The following is a 21,209-nucleotide window of genomic DNA, read 5'->3' on the forward strand; positions in this document are numbered from 1 at the left end:
TCGCATCCTCACCGGCAGAAATAGGGCAGAGGTCTGCACTGACAGGGCAGTGGTCTGCCCCGTCGGATGGTCAGGTGACGATCTTCCCGCCCGATCCGGACTTCGAGGCCCTGCGCCTGGAGCTCGCGCGCCTCCGGGCGGTCCGCGGATGGAGCTATGACGAGCTTGCTACCCGCAGTGGACTCGCCCGGCGCACGCTCATCGAGATCGAGCAGGGCCGCACGATTGGGACTCTGAAGTCCTGGCATGCCCTTGCGCATGCCTTGAACACCCCTCTCGATGAACTCTTCGCCGCCCTGTGCAATGGGCATCAGCCCCCCAAACACGCCGACGGGTGACGGGGATTGCGAGCGGCGGTTGCCATCCGCCCGGATCGGTGACTGGCTACGAACCCGTGTTCGGGCGCTCGAAAATCAGTGTCATCAGATGCGGCAGTCCGGGGGACATGAGCGGTGTGACGCCGGCTGGTCGGCGTGTTGCCTGGCAGGTTCGCCCGCATGCGCTCAACACCCCTTCCTTCACGCCATTGGGACGGCAGCCTCTTCCATGTCCGTAGGAGGCGTTCCCTGCGCCTGAGCAGCGACAGCGCAAGCCGTCTGCTGCGATGCGGTCAGGGTGACCGGTGCCGGGATTGCGGCAACCGAATCGAGTGGTACCACAGCACCAACGAACGGCCCGTCCGCCTGCATCCTCACGAGCTGCCTGCTGAGAAAGTGCCGCCATCGTGCCATTGGCACGTCAGCAGTGGCGTCGCACATCCAGCAGGGGACGGCAGCGGCTGGTGCCGCCTGCCGCACGCCATGGTGTGTCCGGCTCGCGACACCAATCCGGCCGCGCCGGAACTGACAGGGCTGCGTCGCGCTCTGGCGGTCAACACCCGTCGCCTGATCGACAGTGGCGCATTCGTTCCCCCTCCCGCCCTGCCGGACACCAAAGCGTCAGCGAGCACTACCTGCCGTCCGGCCCGTCCCGTCGTGCAGCTCCTGTATCTCCGCTACCTCGCCAATCACCCCGTGGACGAAATCCAGTGCGTTGCCCAGACCCGCCGACGTCACCGCTGCACCAGCCCACTCCTCACCCATGACACGCGGGCAGGTGTCTGGACTCTCCTGCCCTCCACCACATCGCACGGCCAACTTCCCTTGCCTGGCGAGTTCATGGCCGTCTACTCACTCACCGGTCTGTCCTATGCAGAGCAACTTCGCTGGCGGGCTCAACGCTGCCCTGAGCACGCCGCCATTCCGACGGCCGCCGATGTGGCGCTGGCCGAATGGGAGCCCTTCGACCCGCTTCTTCACCACGAGCACATCCGCACCCGGCTCCCGACGCTCGCCCGACGCCGGGCGCCTGCTGGCTATGGCAGCAAGGCACCCCGAGCTGACCGCGCACCGCACCGTGGGAGCTGATGAACTCGAGGACCTTCCCCAGCCGTCACAACAGCCCGTTTCAGCGCTCCGTCCCGCTCCGCCTCTTCCTGAGGAGCCCTTGTGCCTACCCCGACCGACGAACAAGTCCGAGCCGCCGACACCTTCCGGGCGGGACACCACCTCGTCCTGCAAGCGGGAGCCGGTACCGGGAAGACGACCACCCTCGCGATGCTCGCCTCCAGTACAAAACGCCACGGTCGCTACCTGGCCTTCAACAAAGACATCGCTCGTGACGCCGCCGCACGCTTCCCCCGCACGGTGATGTGCAAAACGGCCCATGCGACCGCGTATGCGGCGCTCGGGCACCGCTATGTGAGGCGACTCAACGGCCCACGCCAACCAGCCTGGAAGACCGGCCAGGCCCTCGGTATCACCCGGCCCGTCCGCATCGGTGATCACGAGATCAGTCACAAGACGCTCTCCCACACGGCGCTACGAACCGTGACACGCTTCTGCTACTCCGCCGATCGAGCTCTGGCTCGCCACCACGTGCCGCGCCTTCGCCGACTGACGGCGAACGACGAACACGCCGAGCTCACGGACGTCGTCATGCCGTTCGCGACCAAGGCCTGGGCCGATCTACAGGATCCCGAGCAGGGCGTGGTCCGCTTCGAACACGACCACTACCTGAAGATGTGGGCCCTGACTGAGCCCAAGATGGCAGCGGACTTCCTCTTCCTTGACGAGGCCCAGGACACCAACCCGGTGCTGGAGCATGTCTTCAACGCCCAACGCGATCATGCCCAACTCGTCATGGTCGGCGATTCTGCCCAGGCCATCTACGGCTGGCGCGGCGCACGCGATGTGATGACTGACTTCGACGCCACTGCCCTCACGCTGACCTGCTCATTCCGCTTCGGCCCACGTCTCGCCGAGCATGCCAACCACTGGCTCGAACTCGCCGAGGCACCCATCCGTCTCACCGGCAGCGAATCCATCCCTACGGAGGTCGGCGACGTCACCCACCCGCACGCGGTGCTGTGCCGCACCAACATCGGCGCCATGGCCGAAGTCATGCGTCTCCTTTCCGCAGGCCGCCGAGTCGCTCTGGCCCGCGGTGGCCACACGCTTGCCGCACTTGCCCTGGCGGCTCGTGACCTCAAGGAAGGCCGCCGCACCAGCCATCCGGAGCTCGTCCTCTTCGCGTCTTGGGGAGATGTGCAGGACTACGCGGCGTACGACCCCGCTGGCGGAGACCTCCAGCCCTTCGTCGACCTCGTCAACACGCATGGTCCGGACGCCATTCTCACCGCGGTCAACGAGCTCACCGGCGAGGACCGTGCTGACGTCATTGTGTCCACCGCCCACAAGGCCAAGGGCCGAGAATGGCAGACCGTCCGCATCGGTGAGGACTTTCCACCGCCCAAGGACACTGACCAATGCGACGCCGAGGGCCGCCCAATTCCGGAGCCCATCAAGGACGCTGACGCACGCCTCGCATACGTAGCCGTGACCCGGGCACGCCGCCGCCTCGACCTAGGGGGGTTGTCTTGGGTCGAACCGCCAACAGTTTCCAGCATGGTTGCAGGCTGATGATTCTGGCGGTCAGCGAACCCCGAGCCACCAGGTAGCCCCTTCTTCCTCTCGGCCCTGCACATGTTGCTCAGCAAGGACAGCGTCCGTAATGAGCTGGCTGCCGCGCGTCTGATCGCACACGAGTGCCAGACGACTTGCGAAATGCCCCAGCCGATCAGCCAGCAGTGCTTTCTCCCCCTTACGCCGGCAGGCAGCTCGGAGGACCTGGTTCAGGCTGGCGACCACGTACTTGGTGTCGCCTCCGGACGCACGCAGGTCACGGAGAACAGGACTGTGCAGGTAGTCGCCTTGAGTGACTTGAGCCCAAACCAAGACGGTCGCGGCTGCCGGGCTAGGCGAGGTCGGTGCGCCACTGAACGTATTGAGTCCATCGGACAGCTCGCTCCATGCTGCTTCGGACAGGCGCCAAGAGTGCAAAGCGCGACGTCGCTTCGCGTAGTCGATGCGTTGTGGATCTGAGTCCAGGTCACAGGCGATTCGTTCAACTGATCGGTCGAATTCCGCCCGCGACTTCGTCGGATCCAGTACTTGCTTGAGGACTCTGAGGCTCTGCTGTGCTGTGGCCCAGGGAATACCGAGGGCTTCAGCGCACTCGGACCACGTGCCACCTGCCGCCATCTCTGCAAGCTTCAGTGAGGTGGCCCGGCGCAGATGGCGGATATTCCAGTTTGTGAGGGGACCCAGGCGTTCCTGGAGCGGGGTGAAGTGAAGGGCCGCACTTGCTGTGGGCAGTAACGCTGAAACGTGCTCGATACGGAAGACGCACTCCCGCGATGGTGTTCTGAGGCTGGAGCCACGGTGGCCGCCCGCCCGGTAAAAGCCGTTGAACTTACGAGCCAGTGCACGGGCGAGAACCGGTGAGAAATCCATACGACGGAAGCCTGCGGCCTGGTTCGGCGTCAGCCGCTCGAGTGCTGTGCGCGCCAGCGGGTGCACTCGGTCCCGGAACTCTGCATCGCCTTCATCCCGGTGGCTGAGAACCTGGGCGGCCGCAACGAGGAGGGCGGCGCATTGAGCTGGATCGTCAGGAGCAGGCCACGGACTGGATGACCGTTCGCCCCGGTCGTGCGCCAGATCCAGCTGCCGGGCGATTACCGTTGCATGGCTGTCGATCAGTGAGCACAAGCGTGCCGAGCCGACCAGGGGAGCACCTAACGGCCAGCTGCATTTGATGAGATGAGCGACGGCGACCAGATCGAGGAAGAAGTAGGGATCATTCTTTGTGCGGTGGGAAGGCCCGGTGAACAGGTTCCGTTCGATGCGGAGCTGAAGAGCGAGAACGCGATCAAGTTCCTCGGGCGTCATCATCGGTGCCTTGCTGGGTGACCGATCGAGCCGGGCTCCGCAACAGCGGTGGCTCTCGGTCGTGGCCGAGTGGGCGCTGTCCAGCGGCTGACGGCATTGTGCCGGATGGAGCCCGATCGCGGCCCGCTGCATGAGCAGGCCGGAGCGCTCCGTTCCGGGGGGCCGGTTGGCCAGATTGCCGCACTGTGGGCAGGCACTGGACAACAGCGTCGCGTGCTTGGTACATGCGAACACGACGGGGAGGTGCCATCGGAGCTTCCACGCACCACCAAGTGCATCCTGTACTGGGCTTCCGTTGCCGGCCAGGCATTGGGGGCAGAAGCGGCTGGACAGGTTGATCGCCCAGCGCCGTCGCGCTGCGGCATGGTTACGACCTTGGTCCAGACGGGTCGTGCGGAGCGGCGCGTATGTCGAGGCGAGCCCCGACCCAGCGAGGGTGAGCCCCTGTGCTTCGGCAGAGGAGAGCCGTGTGGCTTCACCGAGGGTGGCAGCGGGCTGCGGAGGCAACGTGAGCAGATAGTCGGCGGGCAGGCGACGGTGCATGGTGCTGAGCCCGCACAACTTGCCGATGCGGGCAGGCGACCGTTCCAGTCGGCAGGCGAGTCGGAGCAGGAAACCGGGCAGCGACTCTTCAGGCAACGGGGCCAGGCTGCGGGCTAGTGCCCGGCTCTCCAGCCGGTTCACCCCGCCGACCCGGCGGCTTCCGGACCAACGTCGTCAAACACGGTGTTGCGGCCCTTGGGCTTCTTCTTCGCCGTTGCTTCGTGCGGCGGGATAGTGGGCTGTTCGCCGGATGCGGCGTCGAGGTCGGGCATGTCGCCGGGGGTGACGGTGAACTGGTTGAGAAGGCATTTCGTCAGCCGCTCGCTGCCGTCCTCAATGGCGAGACGTAGTCCGCGCTGGATGAGCTTTTCCAGTACTCCTACGATGCCCCCGGTGCGGCGGAACAGGTACTCCGGCATGTCGCCGTCGGTGAGCATGCCTTTGGTGTCCGCCAGGAGCCGCATGTGGCCCTCCAATCCGCGCAGATGGGTAATCCAGGCCTTCATCTCCTTTGCAGTGCCGTACCGAAAAGGACCCATATCGACCACCTGGAAGCGGCGCTCGTGCTGACTGGCGGCGTGGTCGTTGGGGCTGCGGCCGCGGTCCCTCACCGGCGGATAGATCCACTCACCCGTCTTCGGATCACGACTGCCATCACGCAACAGCCCTGAAGTGGGGATGCCGACGCCGACGAGCACGAGCGTGACGGGCATGCTCATCATCTCGCGGATCAGGTCCAGGACGTCCTGATCGGCTTCTCGATGGAGCTTGAGGCGGGTGATGTCGTCGATCACAAGCGCCTTCGTGGCGTGCTCGATGATCGCCGTTTTGACGGTGCGGATCAGATCCTCAAGCCGCATGCCCTTGTAGTCCTCGCCGTAGAAGTCGAGGATGCGCTGACAGGTGGAGATGGGCGTGGCCTTCACCGGGCAGCGTACGTAGGCGACCGGTGCGACCAGATCGCGAGTGCCGGGCATCGCATCCGGGTTCATGTAGTTGTGCAAGTGCAGCCACTCCTCCATGAAGAGTGCCATCGCCTCGCACACTGTTTCCGTCTTGCCCTGGGCGCCGTCCCCATTGACCATGATCCCGCCGCGCGTGCCGGCCTTGTGGCTGAAAGCGCCTTCCTCGACCCTGGCTCGTACCGCGTTGGCGACTCTCTCGCTCATCGGGGTGGCCTCGATTGGCAGGCTGCTGTGCGTGGCGATCCGGTACAGGTTGTAGAGGCGCTGCTGGCGTCGTGACATGCGAGCAAACTCCTCTGCTGTGAGCACGGGAGCGGGAATGAAGTCCTTGCGGGTCTCGCACCAGCGCTGCCAGCCTTCCCAGGTGGTGCGATCCAGCGGGGGTCCGGGCAGGAAGGAAGGATTGCTGCATTCGAGGCTCACTGGCTGGCTTCTTCCTCGGTCCTGGCGGTCGGCTGGCCAGGTTCCTCATCGTCGAAGTCGTCATCAGGCAGGGCCATAAAACTTGAGGCACGCAGCCGTTCGGACAGATCCTGGGGCGGAGCGGGCTGCTCGGGCACAGCGGCCTCCCGGCGGCGTCGGCGTTCGCGGGTCACCGCATCCTCGCCCTGCTGAGCGCGCTCCTTCCAGCGCAGGGGGACGACCTTGCCGTCGCCGGAGCCGGCTCGAGCTGTCGGAACGGCGACGACGGGTGAAGGCATTGCTTCTTGCTTGGCTTTCTTCTTGGCTGTGGCGCCTGTGGGGCGGTCGGCTGCTGCCGCGGCCGCCTGAGCCACCTCACGTGCATGCTCGGTGCGCTCTTTCTTCGACAACTGCGTCGGCCATTGGTCGACCGGGACATTTTTCCCGATCAACTCCAGTAGTACGGGAAGTAGTTCGGTATCCGGCTTGGGCGCGAGGCCCCGTCGGCGCAGCTCCCGCATGGCTTCGCGTACCCGGGCGTCGCTGAAAGCCGGCACCTTGCCCTCGTCGGGCAGCCCCGTCCAGCGCAGAGTGTGCCAGTCGTGCGTGCGAGGGTCCTGGAAGAACACGAAGCACGGATCGCGCGGGTCACGGTGGATGACGTATCTGTTCTTGTGCCGCCCACCGCGACGTGAGAGCTCACCGCGGTAGGGACCCAGGGCGTCGCCGTCGTACCAGAGGTTTTTGATCTTCACGCCGCGCTTGCCGTGAATCACGACTTTGTGCCGCGGCAGCAACTGGTAGTACAGCTCGGCAGACGGAATCCGCAGTGCGAAGCCGCCCTGGGCCATGGCGGCGGCGAACAGGCTGTTGGGACTGTGAGCGCCGCCTGGGTCCCAGCTCGGCGCGTACGAGTCGAAGCGCCGGTTCTGCCAGACCTTCACGATCCACGTGGCGATAAGATGTTCCAGCTCCGCCATCGTCAGGCAGGCGTCGGCCTCCGGGTCTACGCCGCGGTCGGCGGTGTCCACGCCCTGATAGCCGGGCAGGATGCCGAACACCAGTGACTGGATGGCGCCGAACGTCCGCTCCACGGACCACTTGTCGGTGGGACGCAGTACGCGACTGGGCTTGATGTTCGCTTTGATGACGCGCTGTACTTCGACCAGATGATGGTTGCGGTAGACGGCGCCGTGGTCGGTGGTGACGGTCTCGGGGGCGAAGAACGGAAGCCCGGCCACCTCGTGCCCGGCGAAGTCCGCGACCACCGTGCCGGGGACACCGGGATAGGCCCATTCCATGTCCTGGCCCCAGTCCGGACGCATCGGCAGCGGCATCATCATGTCCCGCAGCACCATCGCCACGTCCATCGAGGTGTCGGAGACAAGACTCAGCCGGAACGCGACGATCGAGCGCGTGTAGACGTCCAAAGCCAGTGTCAGGTACACCGACACCGGATCGCCGAACACGTTTTCCAGGACTTTGACCGGCAGTACCGTGGTGTCCAGCGCCACCACCTGTCCGGGCCGGTGCACGACGACGTGTCGGCCGGTCGCGTACCCCTTCGCCTTCGCGGCCGAGCGCGCATAACGCTGCCGAGCCCCGTTGGAGCCGAACCATTCTCTCCAGATGGCCCGCAGGGTGTCGTAGCCGGGGATCTGCCCGTGCTGTTCGTCAGCGGATTTGGCATTCTCCGAGCCGAACACCTCGCGCATGTATTGGCGGATGAGGCGTTCTTTCTCCCGCATGGTCAGTTTCGAGCGGTGCTGCGCCTCGGCGTACACCGCGTACAGGGCCTCGCGCAGTTCGGGCGAGATCTGGTGGCCGGTCGCCTTCCGCAACCACCGGTCATCTGCCACGCCTACGGGACCGCACTTGCCTCGTCCGGTATCCCAGCGCACCAGCGTGCGCAGACTCACCCGGTGCAGGCCGTTCGCCTTCGCCTGTGTGGGTGCTTCAGCAGCGGCTCGGCGTAGTTCCTGTACTTTCGCGAGCCGACGCTGGGTGAGCGTTGTTGTGTCCGGGTCGTACTGCGGGCGCGGTTCATGCGGCAGCGCGGCCAGCGGGTCGCCGCTGCGGTAGCCGGTCTCGACCTCGCGCAAGTGCTCCAGCCGGAGCATGACGATGGTGCGCTGCACCGGTTCCAGGTCGTCCATCGACTTCGGCTGGCGACCACGGTCAGCGGCCGGCAGGTCTGTACGGGTCCGAGTCGAAGGGCGGCAGTCCGGACGATGGATCAGTTCGCTGACTGAAGTCTTCCACGACTCGCCGTCGTCATTGACGAGCGTCACCCGACCCAAGTGAGGCAGACAGGACTGGATCCGCCACGCGGCGCCGCTGACGATCAGCTCTGCGCCCGGTTCCAGGGTCCACATGGCCTCCACTGCGGTGCTCACCGCTCAAGCCCCCGGTGGTGCTGCCGCGGAGTCAGCCGGATCAGGCTCGCGTCCCCGAACGGTACGGAGAAATCCACGCCCAGACGCCGACTCCACAGCAGATGCAACGCATGCGCCCGGCCGATAGCCGGCAGGCAGCAGCGCTCGACCAACTCTGCGTACGACAGGGGCCCTTGCGCGGCCGTCTCCTGTAATTGCGTCTGGATTCCGAGTACGTCCGGCAACGGGCGCCGCTCCGCCGACAGTGCGTCCACGTTGGTCAGCACATGCTGGCGCCACCCCACCACGACGCCATACCGCCAGCCCGCTGACAGCGCGGCTTCCGCTGAGGCGGCGAACTTCAAAGCGTCTTCCGCTTTAATCCGGCCGGCCGGACGTACATCGATCAGGAAAAGCCCGGAGTCAGTCACCAACAGGAAGTCCGGCGTGTGCTCGATCTTCCTCCCCTCGGCGGTGAACCGCAGCCGGAACGGCTGAGACAGGGCCTCCACCAGCCCGGAGGCGAAGTCTGAGACCAGCAGCAGACACTCTTCCTCATGGCTCTCAAAACCATGGTGTCTGTCCGTTGCCATCAGGTACTCGAGCCCCGGACGGTGGGACTGGTCAGTGCGCCACGTGAAGCGGCGGACAGGAGCGCTCCGCCCGACGTCTACCTTGTCCAGGTCGCGCACCGGGCCGGTTACGAGATTCCGGCCGAACTTCCACGTCGTGGTCCACCGTACGGGCCAGTTCTCATCAAGATCTAACCACTGCACGTAGTCCATGAACCCGGCATCCAGAACTGCAAGATCCTCAAGACGGCAAGCGTCAGACCACGCGGCGTCGGAGGAGCGCACTGACGATCGGCAGGACCAACCGTCCTTCGGATCCGTCGAGTTCACCTGCTGCGACTCCCCTGACCGACTTCACCGACATCGCCCCATGATCTGTGCGCTAAGAGCATTAGGACGGTACGGCTTACCTCGCGATCTGAGGTAGTCAGTCTTTTCGAGAGTCACACGATTGAGTGAATGTCATCCCGTGTGTCTTCCGTGACGACAGGCGAGCTGTTCTGTTGGGCTGGGAGGGCGTTGCGCGATGCATCGAGATGATCTATCTATCGTTGAAGCGACGTGGGCGTGATCATGCGATCTCCCAGGCAACCTGGTCGGCCCAGCTTTGACCTCGGTGCACCTATTGAAGGCGCGTGGATGGCAGTCATGAGCTCTAGGCAGTTGCCCCGAAGTCTGGACCCTCTACCGCAGGAATCTTTAGCGGGCTTCTTGCTCCGCATTTCCTACCGTCTAGGTCTCTCCCCTTCACGTATTGCCAGTTTATGCGAGCTCGTAACGCCAGGGCGCGCTTGCTCATACTCCAGCCTCCGAAGTCTGCCGCAACATTCGGTAACACATGTGGCACACACATTGCGCCTTACTGCAGACGAGGTGAATGGTCTCACGCTGCGGGGATTCGCGGACACGTATCCCGCACTGGGTCGGCTTAGGGTGGGTGAAAAGCGCGTTGGCACCGGTGCAACACATAATTGGGCGGTTTTACCCAGCAGTCGTTATTGCCCTGATTGCCTACTGGGCGATGGGAGTCCCGTGCAGAACGCCCTTGGAGGTCCTTGGAGTACTCTCTGGCATCTGCCTGTTGTTTTCGCCTGCATCCGTCATGGTCGGCTGCTGGAACACCTTTGTCCGAGCTGTGGACAGCTGATCAACGGATCAAGCGGAGAGAAACAGGAGATTGTAAAGAACCCGTCCATGATTGGCATCCATCCGGTGGCGTGTCGAAATAGGGTTCCTGTTCTCGGGCCTCTTCGGAGTCTCGGAAAGCGGCATCGGAGCGTTCCTTGCGGCTCCCTCCTAGACCGAAGTCGGAACGGCATTGAAGCGTCTCGTTCTAGTGCCGAATTGAAGATGCTGATGGACTTGCAGAGGCGCCTCCTGGACCACCTTCATGGTCGGCAACAGGAGAAGGCGGATAATCCGCTCACTCGGTCAATGATCTTCCCGGATTTGATCGCCGTGACCCATCTTGTCCGACTGACGTGGCCACTGGCGGCGGGCCACCTGCCTTCATCGCGCCTGGTTGGCTGCATCGATCACCACGTTGAAGATCTATTCTCGGGCCTCGGTGAGGCCGACGAAGAGAACAGGTGGTCAGGGCGTATGCTGATGAAGGGAGCCCCTGGGGACTCGGAAATCTGTGGCGCACTGTTGGTCGCTGCAGAGTCAATTCTAGGGGATCGGGAACCAGAATCCCTCCGCGCTCGCATAGAGCCAATCGTTCGTGAGGCGTATCGTAGATCACGCAGCTTGGCGAATCGTGTGTGTAATCACAAGGAACTCTCACCCGCACTTGTGCGTGCGACATCACTCCGGCTTCACGGCGCAACGTCTCGTGTGAGGCTAAGAGTCACGCCAACTGCTCATACGTATAAGATCACTGAAATCCCATCATTTCTCCCTCGGCTTTGGCTCGAAGCTCACTTCTCAGATCTCATTAGTCGCCTACCGGCGTTCGATGGGCTAATGGAGCGCCGCCTTCGACGTTCCGCATCATTGCGGCTTGTCCAGCAAGTCTCAGGGCTCCCCTGGAGTGAATGTGCATCTATCTTGGATATGAAGCAGAGTCGAGCACTGCAGTCACTTAAGTGGCTCCAAAGTCAACTGGATGACCTTGGATTGATGGCGATGTTCGATACGGCCGTCGAAAATGTGGCGCAACATCTTGATGCCGCGACAACACGGGTGGACTTTGCTAATCGGCGCGATCGAATGGCGGATTACAGCCTAAGCGTGGCTGATTGGCTTGTATTGCTGGATGGTTTACCGCGCCTTGACGGGCTGAGGAAAGCTAAAGATTCTACGATCGGATCAGTGCTCCTATGGAGTGGGGTTACGCAGGGTGAGCGTATGTGTAGTCCCGCGGCTGAAATGATGCGCCGACAAGGCAAGAGCACTCAAGACCTCTCGTCGCAGTTGACGCGCATGACCTACATGGATTCTCGGGGTTCCACGCTGCGTCTTATGCGGCGTGTTGAACTGTATTCGGGCCTACTGGCGAATGCCTGCGATGAAGGGCTGGATCTCAGGGTTGCGGCAATTGACTGCATCGCTGACGAGCCCAACATCGAATCACGCGGCGCGAATGTTGGAGGGGAGCCGCAGGCCACTCTGCCTTATGCAGCTCCCACTACGCTAACCATGAGTTCAGATCGAATTCCATGTAATGTGGGAGATGTCCGTGCAGAGATTCTCTCCGATTCTGTATGGCGCCTATTTGCAGGTGTAGCGCTTTGCGGTGAGAGCCAACGATTGCGACGGACGAGTGATAGGGATGCGTTGGCGGCAATCCTATTTGTCGCGACATCTGGCTGTTCGTGGCTAAAGCTTCCGCCGGACTTCGTCGTGTCAGCGCAAACGACGTTCCGGCGATTTAGCGAATGGTCTGATGCTGGAGTTTGGGGGCCTTTTTATCAAGCCGTGCTTGACGCCGCTACCGATGGTGATGACCTAGGGTCAGCCCTGGCTTCGATTCAGATGGTAATGCGCCGTAGCGCAAGGAGGGGGCATTCTAAGCGCGCCGGCCCCACGAATCACAGTCCGGCGGATGACTGAGACATTCTCGCTCCGATGAGGCAGTCCGGTGGAGTGGGAAGGCTGATCGCCGGGTCAGGTGAGGCTCACGGTATGGCGAGTATTCGACCTCACCGACGGCTGGCTCCACCTGCCCTGCCTACCGTGCTGCGTAGGCGACAACTGGGCAACCGGGTAGACGGTATCGGTATCTGACTTCCTAGTACTCCAGCCGTAGATCGTGATCTTCATGGGTGAAGGGTGGCTTGGTGGCGTCGAGGCCAGGTTGACCAACGCTGTCGGTGGGCGGTGTCGCGGACTGGTTGAACGGTCATGGCGATGAACAGGCGCTGCGGTGGTCGGCGCGCTGCGAGCCGGCCGGGGTGGGGCAGCGGTTGGGGCACGAGGCCGCGAGCATGTAGCCCAGTTCGCGTGTCTCCAGGGCGACTCGGAGTTTCGGGTTGTCGCCGTAGACCTCGTCGGCGGCTGCCCATGCGGGCCGGAGCCCCGGTGTCCAGGGCGCGTTCGACCATCTGCTGGGCGAGCTGCGGCTTGGTGGTGACGTCCACCTTGTCCGGGACGGCGGCCTACTCGCGGCGTTCGACGTCGCCGGTCCAGGACTTGGGCAGGTGCAGGGCACGGTCGATACCCGCGTGCCCGTGCCGGGAGGTGTAGGTGAGGTAGACGGCGCCCTGGGCGTTCTCGGTCGTGCCGGCGGGGCCGGTGTACTGGCGTTGGACGCCAACCGTGTGCGTGCCCTTCTTCAGATCATGCGACGTCGACTCCATAGGCGCGGGCGAGGCCGTCAAGCCCGTCTGCCCAGCCCTGGCCGAGGGCCCGGAGCTTCCATAGCGGGTGGCCGTCGACACTGTGCCGATAGAGCTCGGCGATGACCATGGCTCGGATGGAAGGGTCGGCGGGAGGCCTGAAGGTCCATCCGACGCCGCCTGCGCAGTCGAGATCCAGGGCTGCGTGGGTGAGGGATCCGCAGGTCAGACCGGTTTCGACGTCCATGTTGATGGCGATGGCGACCCGCTGCACCCCATCGGGCAGGGCGGACAGATGGACGATGGCGCGTTCGACTGTCTGGTGGCCCTCCTGCTGTTTGCCGAGGAGGCGTGCGCCACCGTCGGCAGCGGACGGCTGGTTGTAGAAGACGAAGTCCTCGTCACCAGAGACCCGGCCGTCGTTTCCGACCAGGAACAGGGTGAGGTCGGCGTCGGCGCCGGCGAAGTTGAACGAGACGCGAAGTCCCTGCCAGGCTTCCTCGGGCAGGACGAGGTTCTGGCCCGGAATGAGCGCAGTGGACGCCGTCGGGGGAACATGGGGCGTGGGGTGGGACGGGGAGAGAGTCCGCTGCTTCCACTCGGCGAATGACCTGATCCGGTACGGGTCGTCGGCCCTGGCCGGGGGCTCGGAGGGTGCGTTGGCGCCGAGGGTGATGTCCAGGCCGGCGAGGGAGGACTCGCCGGAGTCGGAGGCGTCCTGGGCGCCGTCCAGCAGGTCTTGGAGGCCAGGTACGCGGGTGGTGTCCAGAGGCTTGAGGGTGCTCGAGAAGTTGCCGGAAGCGGTGGTGGTGACGGAGCAGGCCAGGTCCTGACCGATGTCCAGGAAGCGCAGGGCGTCGTCCGGCTCCCGCCAAGGCGTCGAGTCGATCGCGTGCCGTGTCCAGCGGCCGTAGGCGACAAAGCCGAGTCGCTGAGTGTCGGGCAGGCGAGTGAGGACGGCCAAGTCGATGGCTTCGATGCCGGGCGCTGTTGCGAAGCCCTCTTTGAGCGTGGCGACGATATTGGAGCCCATGGCCGTCAGCCACCACAGGATCCGGTCGCGTTTGGTGAGGTTCTTCAGGGTGGGGCGCCCGCTGGTTGTGAGGCCGGCGGTTTGGGTGGGCATCGTGTCGAGGTCCTGCTGTCGCATGACGACCGACAGGACGGAGCCGTCCACGCCGACTGCGCAGCCGGCGGCAGGGTTGTCGGAGAAGGCGGTGTTCACTGCCTCGCAGACGGTGGCCTCGTCGTTGGAGAGCAGTGCCTGCCACCACTGGCCGGCCTCAGTGACCATCTGTTCCCGGGCGGCGTGCAGACGTTCCGTCTCCGTGGCCAGGTATTCGGGAGCGTCATGCTGGGCGCGCTGTTTGGCGGCAGCGCGCTCGGCCCGTGCCAGGCGGCCCACTCCTTGCAGGTGGAAGGTTTGGGCCTCGGCGAGTGCCCATGGCAGACCGAGATGCGGAGCGGCTGGGATCAGGGGCGGTTGCGCGGCGGCGAAGGACTGCAGGTGGACGCTGGTCATCTGCAGTCTCAGCTCTTGCAGTTGAGCGATGGCGGCGTCGCGCTCCGCCTCCTGTTGTGCTCTTTCTGCCTGGCGGCGCGCTCGCTCCAATTGGGCGGCCGAAGGAGTGACCGACCGGGTCTGCGTGGTACGCCGTGTGGTGGTACGTCGACGACCGCCGCTTAGGGAACTGGACGCGTAGAAAGGGCCGAGGCCCGTCGACACCCTTGCTCCGCCGCTGCCCACAGTGAGCCTCGCCGCACGTGGCCCCAGAGAGGTCCGCACACCGCGTGTTGAGACACGCACACTCATCCCAGGCACACCGACACGGAATCCGAATCCCATGGTCCACCCCTTTCCCGGGGGCACAGTGTGGCACTAACAGATGCTTCTGGAGTACGAGCGAGGCTCATCGGCCCCTGGGGAAGTTCGGCAGGGGCGAATTCTGTCCAAAGCCGGGACGGTCGGGCGTCAGAGGTCTACCGTTTCCCTCTCGGCGATCAAGGGGGCGAGGATGCAGACGACGTCGTTGCGTAAAGGAGAGAACACCGGGCTGTTGACGGCGCCGGTGGTACTGACGGTGTCGGTTCAGGGGTTGGCCGCGGATGTCTCGGCACTGTTACTCGGAGCGAACGGCAGGGTTCGGACCGACGACGACTTGGTCTTCTACAACCACCCGGCTCAGGACGGCGTATCAATCACCGGCTCGGCGGTCACGGCCGATCTTGTGCGCGTGCCGACTGACGTGGACAGACTGGTTGTCGTCGTGAGTGCCGATCCGCTGCAGCCGGGCGCGGTCTTCACCCGTGCACCGATTCTTTCCATCTCCCAGACAGGCTCGCCGACCAGGTCGTTCACAGCGCCGGACTTCACGTCCGGGGAGACGGTCGCGGTGCTGGCGGAGCTCTACCGACGAGATGGCGGATGGAAGATCCGCGCAGTGGGACAGGGCTACGCCTCCGGTCTGGCTGGTCTCGCGACCGACTACGGCGTCGATGTCGAATCCGAGCCAGCCGCAACCCCTGTGCCACTTCCCGCCCAAGGACGCCAGAACTCCAGTTCTGCGGGGCCATCGGTGGACCTGTCCAAGGTCGAACGGCTGGCCCCCGGACTGCTCTCTCCAGCACGACAGGCCGGCAAGGCCCTTGCGGACCGGGACATCACGAACCGGCGGGCTGCGGTATATCTGATTCTGGATCACGACTGGCACATGGAAGAGCTGTACGAGTCATTCGCAGTGCAAGCTTTCGCCGAGCGCGTCTTGGCGCTATCGGCCAACCTCGATGACGACGGCACCGTGCCCGTGGTCTTCTCCAGCGGAAGGGAACCATTCCTGGAGGAGATCCGCCTCGACAACTACCGCGGTCGCATCGGGCAGCTGCACACTCAGGTCGACTGGGGGTGGGGCAATGTCGCCGACGCCATGCGTCGTGCAGTAGGGCATTACCAGGAGTCCGGGGCCGCTGATCCCGCCTTCATCGTGACTCAGGTCGGTGATGAGCCCTGGGACAAGGCCGAGGTCCGTTCCCTGTTGCAGAACACCGCATCCCTCGGGGTCTTCTGGCTGTTCGTCGGGTTCGGGCGCGGCAAGCTCGCGTTCTACAAGAACCTCAACGCATCCGTCTCCGCTTCCTTCACCAACGTCGCCTTCTACGACGCGAGCAAGAATCCGGGATCGGTGCCCGACGAGCGGTTCTATGCAGGGCTCGTCGATGCCTTCGCCCTCTGGTTGCGGCATTGAGCCAACCGCCACTTATCCACCGACTGACTAGACTCATCACCTCTGATCAGGCCGTATCCAATCTCCGCCGCTACTACGGCACCGGCCAGCTCGGTGAAGCAGCGCCGTTCACGGTAGGCGTTTTGAGCATCTGGCCGGCGGAGGGGGCCGTCAGGCGGTCGCGAACGTCGTGACCGCCGATGATCTGATCGCTGTGCAGACCCTGTCGGTCAGGATTCCCGCACAGGCCGCCCTCGACCTCCTTGAAGGCGATCTCGGTGTCCGGTTGTCCAAGTTGCTGAGCAGCGTTCCCTTCGACATCGACATGGCGGAAGCCGAGGCTGCCGACCTGGCCGAAGGGTCGCCGGCCCACACTGCCTGGCGCGTCCTCTGCAACGAGACCGGAATCGGGTGGGTGACGGCCGGCAAGCTCCTCGCCCGAAAGCGGCCGCGGCTGCTGCCCGTCTACGATCAGGTCGTTCGCTGCATTCTCGGTCGGCCGAGGTCATTCTGGCTCGACCTGCATGGCGCGCTGAGTGCCGACAATCACGCGCTGCACCGCGAACTGTTGGCCCTACGGCAGTCCGCCGACCTCCCCGCGACAGTCAGTGCGTTGCGGGTGTGCGACGTGGTGCTCTGGATGCATCACCGTACGGACCACCAACAGAGAAGCTGCGTCGGGACCTGAAGTCGTCGGCCACACACGAGGGAGACCTCTGCCCGGAGAGCAGATGCCCCCGCGCTCCCGGCGAGACACCCTGTGACCTGCGGTGTACCAAAGTGCCAACTATCTCTCTGATTCCGTACCTGCAGGTGCTGAACCTAATTGGCATCGGTGCAGGTCACGAAGGTTGTCCAGTGCCAACTACCGATCCTGGTCACACCGCGTGTGACCAGGCTTCCTGGTCGACCCAGGGTCAGGGGGTCAGCGCAAACCTGGGTCGTGCGGGGCTTCGGCCCGTGTGACGTCGCTGCGGACGATGATCGAGGCGATGCGGGAATCAGCCGTGGTACGCATCCGCGTGAGTCCGGGCAGCTCTCCAGCCGTGGTACGCATACGCGTGAGTCCGGGCAGCTCTCCGAAGTGGCGGCGCCAGTGGCCGTCGGCCGTACTTCACCTTGCCCTTCTGCGGCGTCGGTCGGCATAGCGGGTCCGATGCGCCGAGGCGGGAGTACCGGGGGCGCGGAGTCTGCCACGCACCAGGAGTCCGGGGTGGTGGGTTCGGCGGCCCGTTCGAGACCGCGCGCGGCCAGGACCGGGGCCACGCCTTGAAGCCTCTGGCCGCCTCCCGCTTGGGCCACTGGAGACCGGCGGACAGCTGTACCACCAGGGCCATGACGCCGACATCCGTGCGGCACAGCTTCGCGTCCGCGTGGATGACGAGGCGGGCTCGGTAGCTACGGCGCCGGTGCCCGTCAGGCGCGAGGGAGTGTCGGCGCGCGCGAGCCACCGGTTGACTTCGGCGGCCAGGCGCGCGGGGCCGAAGCGGGGGGCGACTGTGCCCAGACGTTGAAATGTGCTCGAAATGTGCGGCGCAGGCGCACGCGCGTTATGGGAGCGCCCCCATCGCGTCCCCCCTGCGGCAATCCCCTCAACTGGCGGCAGGGGAAAGCGATTTCCCAGGTCATGGGTTTTCGTAGGGGTCGCAAAAAGGGATTGCGCACCTCTTGACGTTCGGTAGATCGAACCGCTCTCATGGGGTCCACTGTTTGATCTAGTTTGATTCTGATTGACCTTGTGCCCTTGCGGTCTGATCCCGATGGTCGCTGCTCTGCTCCAGGAGTCGTCATGCACCTCTCTTCCTCCGGTCTCTCCTCTCCCGCTCCAGATCGCCGCACGCTGCTGCGTGGGTTGGGCGGGGCGGTCGCGCTGGGGGCCGGCATTCCCCTGCTGAGCGCCTGCGGCGGCAGTGCCACGGCGACTGACCCGAAGACCGTCACGGTCGGCTCCAACGCGTCGGACGCCGTGCCGAAGAAGGCGTACGCGGACATCTACGCGGCCTACAGGAACAAGTCCGGCGTCACGGTCGACGTGAACATCAAGGACCACAACACCTTCCAGGAGCAGATCAACTCCTACCTGCAGGGCACGCCGGACGACGTGTTCCACTGGTTCGCCGGGTACCGCATGCAGTTCTTCGCGGCCAAGGGCCTGGCCACGCCGATCGACGACGTGTGGAAGACCATCGGCGGCAACTTCCCCGTCGCGATGAAGGTGCTCAGCCAGGGCGAGGACGGCAAGCACTACTTCGTCCCGCTGTACACGTACCCGTGGGCGATCTTCTACCGCAAGAGCGTCTTCAAGGAGAAGGGTTACGAAGTCCCCACCAAGTGGGACGACTTCGTCGCCCTGTGCAAGCAGATGAAGAAGGACGGGCTCGTTCCGATCGCCTTCGGTGACAAGGACGCCTGGCCCGCGATGGGCACCTTCGACCAGATCAACTTCCGTGCCAACGGTTACGACTTCCACGTCGAGCTGATGGCCGGCCGGGCCTCCTGGACCGACGCCAAGGTGCGCAAGACCTTCGACCTGTGGTCCGAGATCCTCCCGTTCCACCAGGAGGGCGCGGTCGGCCGCACCTGGCAGGACGCGGCCCAGACACTGGCCTCCAAGAAGGCGGGCATGTACCTGCTGGGCACCTTCGTGGCCCAGCAGTTCACCGACAAGGCGGCCTTGGAGGACCTCGACTTCTTCGCCTTCCCGGAGATCGACCCGGCCCACGGCCAGGACACCGTCGAGGCGCCCACCGACGGCTTCATGCTCTCCAAGGCCCCGAAGAACAAGGCCGGTGCCGTCAAGCTGCTGGAGTACCTGGGCACGCCGGAGGCCGAGGCGCTCTACCTCAAGTCGGACCCGAGCGTCGTCGCCGCCTCCAGGACGGCGGACACCTCCTCCTACACCCCGCTGCAGAAGAAGGCGTACGAGATGATCTCCGGCGCGAAGTCCCTGACGCAGTTCATGGACCGTGACAGCCGCCCTGACTTCACCTCCACCGTGATGCAACCCGCGCTGCAGAAGTTCATCCGCGACCCCAAGGGCGTCGACAGCCTGCTCTCGTCCATTGAGCGCCAGAAGAAGACGATCTTCGCCACCTCATGACTCTCACACGGAACACCGGTACCGGGACCGAAATCACCAACACCCCGGCGGCGCCGAACCCCCCGCCCCCGGGGCCCCCGGAGACGCAGTCGACAAAGGGGAGGAGCCGGCGAGTACGACAGGGCCACCGACGTCTGCTGACCCGGCGCGACCGGCTCACTCTCTGGCTCATGGCCGGCGTGCCCACCATCCTGCACATCGCCTTGGTGTGGGTCACCGCGCTGGCCTCGATCGCGCTGGCCTTCACCACCTGGGACGGCATCGGCTTCAACTCGATCACATGGGTCGGGCTGGACAATTTCAGGGAACTGTTCACCACCAACCCGCAGTTCTGGCCCGCCGTCCAGCACAACGTCATCTGGCTCGCCGTTCTGATCCTCGTACCCATGCCGTTGGGGATGTTCCTGGCGGTACAGCTGGACAAGAAGATCCGATTCAGCAGGGTCTACCAGACGGCCTTCTTCCTGCCCGTCGTGATGTCCTTCGCCGTCATCGGCTTCGTCTGGCAGCTCGTCTACAACCCCGACACCGGCCTGATCAACAGCCTCATCGGAGCCAACGAGCCCGGCCACTACATCGACTGGATCGGCGACCCCGACCTGAACCTCTGGGCCGTGCTGGTCGCCGCCTCCTGGCGGCACACCGGCTACCTCATGATCCTTTATCTGGCCGGTCTGAAGGGCGTAGACCCCGCGCTGCGGGAAGCCTCCGCGCTCGACGGCGCCAACGAATGGCAGACGTTCAAGAACGTCGTCTTCCCCACCCTGCGGCCCACCAACACCATCGTCCTGGTCGTCACCATCATCGAGGCCCTGCGCGCCTTCGACCTGGTCTTCGTCTTCAACAAGGGCGCCGAGGGCACCGAACTGCTCTCGATCCTCGTGACCAACAACATCATCGGCGAGTCCAGCCGCATCGGATACGGCTCCGCGATCGCGGTCGTCCTGCTGCTGATCTCGCTCGCCGTGATCATCCCGTACCTGGTGGCCACCTTCCGGAAGGAGCGGCGCGTATGAGCATCACCGCGATGACCAAGCCCCGTACGCCGATCCGCCCCGCCCGGATCCTGCTGCACGTCTTCCTCGCCGGAGCCGCACTGGCCTGGCTCGCCCCGCTGCTCTGGGCGATCCTCGCCGCCCTGCGTCCGTACGGAGAGACCAGCGCCAAGGGCTACGTGTCCTGGCCCGACACATTGAGCTTCGACAACTTCACCGACGCCTTCCAGCAGTCGGACATGCTGCGCTACTTCGGCACCACGCTGCTGATCGCCGTGCCGGCGGTGCTGCTGACGCTGTTCCTGTCCTCCATGGTCGCGTTCTACGTCAGCCGCTTCGACTTCCGCCTCAACCTGGCGCTCCTGCTGGTCTTCACGGCCGGCAACCTGCTGCCGCAGCAGGTCATCATCACCCCGCTGTACCGGCTGTACCTGCTGATCGACCTGCCCGGCATCACGATGAGCGGCAAGCTCTACGACTCCGCCCTCGGCCTGGTCCTCATCCACGTCGCGTTCCAGTCCGGCTTCTGCGCCTTCGTACTCAGCAATTACATGCGCTCCCTGCCGCACGAGCTGACCGAGGCCGCGCTGGTGGACGGCGCCTCGGTCTGGCGGCAGTACTGGCAGATCACCCTGCCGCTGTGCCGTCCGGCCATGGCCGCCCTGGCGACACTGCTGTCCATCTGGATCTACAACGACTTCTTCTGGGCCATCGTCCTCATCTCGACCGGCGAGAACATGCCGATCACCTCGGCCTTGAACAACCTCTCCGGGCAGTACTTCACCGACCCCAACCTGATCGCCGCCGGTGCCCTGCTCACCGCGATCCCGGTTCTGATCGTGTACTTCGTGCTGCAGCGCCAGTTCGTCAGCGGGCTCACCCTCGGGGCCAACAAAGGCTGAGCGTCGGCCGCGCTGCACCCGTCCCGCCCTTCCCACCCCGTCATCCTGGAGCCGGTTTTGAGCACGCAGCGGCGGCTGTCCCTCCCC

15 protein-coding genes and 1 pseudogene are annotated in these 21,209 nt (G+C 64.6%); 10 read left to right on the forward strand and 6 right to left on the reverse strand.

The features are described 5' to 3' along the window. Positions 1–74 precede the first annotated feature (74 nt). From ACFYNL_RS03520 to ACFYNL_RS03530, 3 genes are all read left to right on the forward strand, one after another. Positions 75–338 (forward strand): helix-turn-helix transcriptional regulator, encoded by a 264-nt coding sequence (locus ACFYNL_RS03520; protein WP_388795732.1) that lies wholly within the window; start codon positions 75–77, stop codon positions 336–338. A gap of 159 nt (positions 339–497) precedes the next feature. Further along, positions 498–1,406, forward strand: a complete 909-nt coding sequence (locus ACFYNL_RS03525) for a DUF6083 domain-containing protein (protein ID WP_388795736.1) — start codon at positions 498–500, stop codon at positions 1,404–1,406. Between the two features lie 81 nt (positions 1,407–1,487). Then, positions 1,488–2,960 (forward strand): UvrD-helicase domain-containing protein, encoded by a 1,473-nt coding sequence (locus ACFYNL_RS03530; protein ID WP_388795739.1) that lies wholly within the window; start codon positions 1,488–1,490, stop codon positions 2,958–2,960. A gap of 12 nt (positions 2,961–2,972) precedes the next feature. On the opposite strand, the gene ACFYNL_RS03535 is transcribed toward ACFYNL_RS03530, so the two are convergent. The 4 genes from ACFYNL_RS03535 to ACFYNL_RS03550 are packed head-to-tail and all read right to left on the reverse strand — an operon-like array spanning position 2,973 to position 9,338. After that, a complete protein-coding gene (locus ACFYNL_RS03535; protein ID WP_388795742.1) occupies positions 2,973–4,952 on the reverse strand; it encodes a TniQ family protein in 1,980 nt (659 codons plus the stop codon). Beyond that, entirely contained in the window at positions 4,949–6,199 is a 1,251-nt protein-coding gene (locus tag ACFYNL_RS03540; RefSeq protein ID WP_388795745.1) for an AAA family ATPase, read from the reverse strand. Before ACFYNL_RS03540 ends, ACFYNL_RS03535 begins: the two co-directional genes overlap by 4 nt. Further along, positions 6,196–8,574, reverse strand: coding sequence for a transposase (locus ACFYNL_RS03545; protein ID WP_388795747.1), 2,379 nt, complete (start codon positions 8,572–8,574; stop codon positions 6,196–6,198). The genes ACFYNL_RS03540 and ACFYNL_RS03545 overlap by 4 nt, the downstream gene beginning before the upstream one ends. Continuing rightward, complete coding sequence (locus ACFYNL_RS03550) at positions 8,571–9,338, reverse strand: TnsA-like heteromeric transposase endonuclease subunit (protein WP_388795750.1); 768 nt, start codon at positions 9,336–9,338, stop codon at positions 8,571–8,573. The genes ACFYNL_RS03545 and ACFYNL_RS03550 overlap by 4 nt, the downstream gene beginning before the upstream one ends. 435 nt (positions 9,339–9,773) lie before the next feature. Between ACFYNL_RS03550 and ACFYNL_RS03555 the strand changes: the two are divergent. Together ACFYNL_RS03555 and ACFYNL_RS03560 are read left to right on the forward strand one after the other, a co-directional pair. Continuing rightward, positions 9,774–10,229, forward strand: a pseudogene (locus tag ACFYNL_RS03555) (TniQ family protein); the annotation flags it as partial. Positions 10,230–11,246: 1,017 nt separating this feature from the next. Then, a complete protein-coding gene (locus ACFYNL_RS03560) occupies positions 11,247–12,179 on the forward strand; it encodes a transposase (protein WP_388797284.1) in 933 nt (310 codons plus the stop codon). A 545-nt stretch (positions 12,180–12,724) separates the two neighbouring features. On the opposite strand, the gene ACFYNL_RS03565 is transcribed toward ACFYNL_RS03560, so the two are convergent. Further along, the gene (locus ACFYNL_RS03565) at positions 12,725–12,925 is read right to left on the reverse strand and encodes a transposase (protein WP_388795753.1); all 201 of its coding nucleotides are present in this window, start codon (positions 12,923–12,925) and stop codon (positions 12,725–12,727) included. Then, entirely contained in the window at positions 12,906–14,426 is a 1,521-nt protein-coding gene (locus ACFYNL_RS03570; protein ID WP_388795756.1) for a TerD family protein, read from the reverse strand. Before ACFYNL_RS03570 ends, ACFYNL_RS03565 begins: the two co-directional genes overlap by 20 nt. Positions 14,427–14,919: 493 nt before the next feature. Here ACFYNL_RS03570 and ACFYNL_RS03575 point away from each other — a divergent pair, with 493 nt between their 5' ends. The 5 genes from ACFYNL_RS03575 to ACFYNL_RS03595 all read left to right on the forward strand — a co-directional run bounded on the left by ACFYNL_RS03575 (position 14,920) and on the right by ACFYNL_RS03595 (position 21,122). Further along, complete coding sequence (locus ACFYNL_RS03575) at positions 14,920–16,146, forward strand: VWA domain-containing protein (protein WP_388795759.1); 1,227 nt, start codon at positions 14,920–14,922, stop codon at positions 16,144–16,146. A 130-nt stretch (positions 16,147–16,276) separates the two neighbouring features. Further along, complete coding sequence (locus tag ACFYNL_RS03580) at positions 16,277–16,813, forward strand: DUF6308 family protein (protein WP_388797287.1); 537 nt, start codon at positions 16,277–16,279, stop codon at positions 16,811–16,813. Positions 16,814–17,914: 1,101 nt separating this feature from the next. Then, on the forward strand, positions 17,915–19,225 hold the full coding sequence (locus ACFYNL_RS03585) for an ABC transporter substrate-binding protein (RefSeq protein WP_388795762.1): 1,311 nt from the start codon (positions 17,915–17,917) through the stop codon (positions 19,223–19,225). Further along, positions 19,222–20,241 (forward strand): carbohydrate ABC transporter permease, encoded by a 1,020-nt coding sequence (locus ACFYNL_RS03590; protein ID WP_388795765.1) that lies wholly within the window; start codon positions 19,222–19,224, stop codon positions 20,239–20,241. Before ACFYNL_RS03585 ends, ACFYNL_RS03590 begins: the two co-directional genes overlap by 4 nt. Further along, a complete protein-coding gene (locus ACFYNL_RS03595; protein ID WP_388795768.1) occupies positions 20,238–21,122 on the forward strand; it encodes a carbohydrate ABC transporter permease in 885 nt (294 codons plus the stop codon). The genes ACFYNL_RS03590 and ACFYNL_RS03595 overlap by 4 nt, the downstream gene beginning before the upstream one ends. Positions 21,123–21,209 lie beyond the last annotated feature (87 nt).

The organism is Streptomyces sp. NPDC007808 (assembly GCF_042868655.1).
In the GTDB taxonomy this organism is placed as follows: Bacteria; Actinomycetota; Actinomycetes; order Streptomycetales; family Streptomycetaceae; genus Streptomyces.

Bases quoted from the DNA above. Each gene is read 5' to 3' on its own strand.
- ACFYNL_RS03525 (WP_388795736.1), top strand. From the start codon at position 498: ATGCGCTCAACACCCCTTCCTTCACGCCATTGGGACGGCAGCCTCTTC.
- ACFYNL_RS03550 (WP_388795750.1), bottom strand. From the start codon at position 9,338: ATGGACTACGTGCAGTGGTTAGATCTTGATGAGAACTGGCCCGTACGG.
- ACFYNL_RS03560 (WP_388797284.1), top strand. From the start codon at position 11,247: ATGGCGATGTTCGATACGGCCGTCGAAAATGTGGCGCAACATCTTGAT.
- ACFYNL_RS03565 (WP_388795753.1), bottom strand. From the start codon at position 12,925: ATGGAGTCGACGTCGCATGATCTGAAGAAGGGCACGCACACGGTTGGC.
- ACFYNL_RS03570 (WP_388795756.1), bottom strand. From the start codon at position 14,426: ATGACCAGCGTCCACCTGCAGTCCTTCGCCGCCGCGCAACCGCCCCTG.
- ACFYNL_RS03575 (WP_388795759.1), top strand. From the start codon at position 14,920: ATGCAGACGACGTCGTTGCGTAAAGGAGAGAACACCGGGCTGTTGACG.
- ACFYNL_RS03585 (WP_388795762.1), top strand. From the start codon at position 17,915: ATGCACCTCTCTTCCTCCGGTCTCTCCTCTCCCGCTCCAGATCGCCGC.
- ACFYNL_RS03590 (WP_388795765.1), top strand. From the start codon at position 19,222: ATGACTCTCACACGGAACACCGGTACCGGGACCGAAATCACCAACACC.
- ACFYNL_RS03595 (WP_388795768.1), top strand. From the start codon at position 20,238: ATGAGCATCACCGCGATGACCAAGCCCCGTACGCCGATCCGCCCCGCC.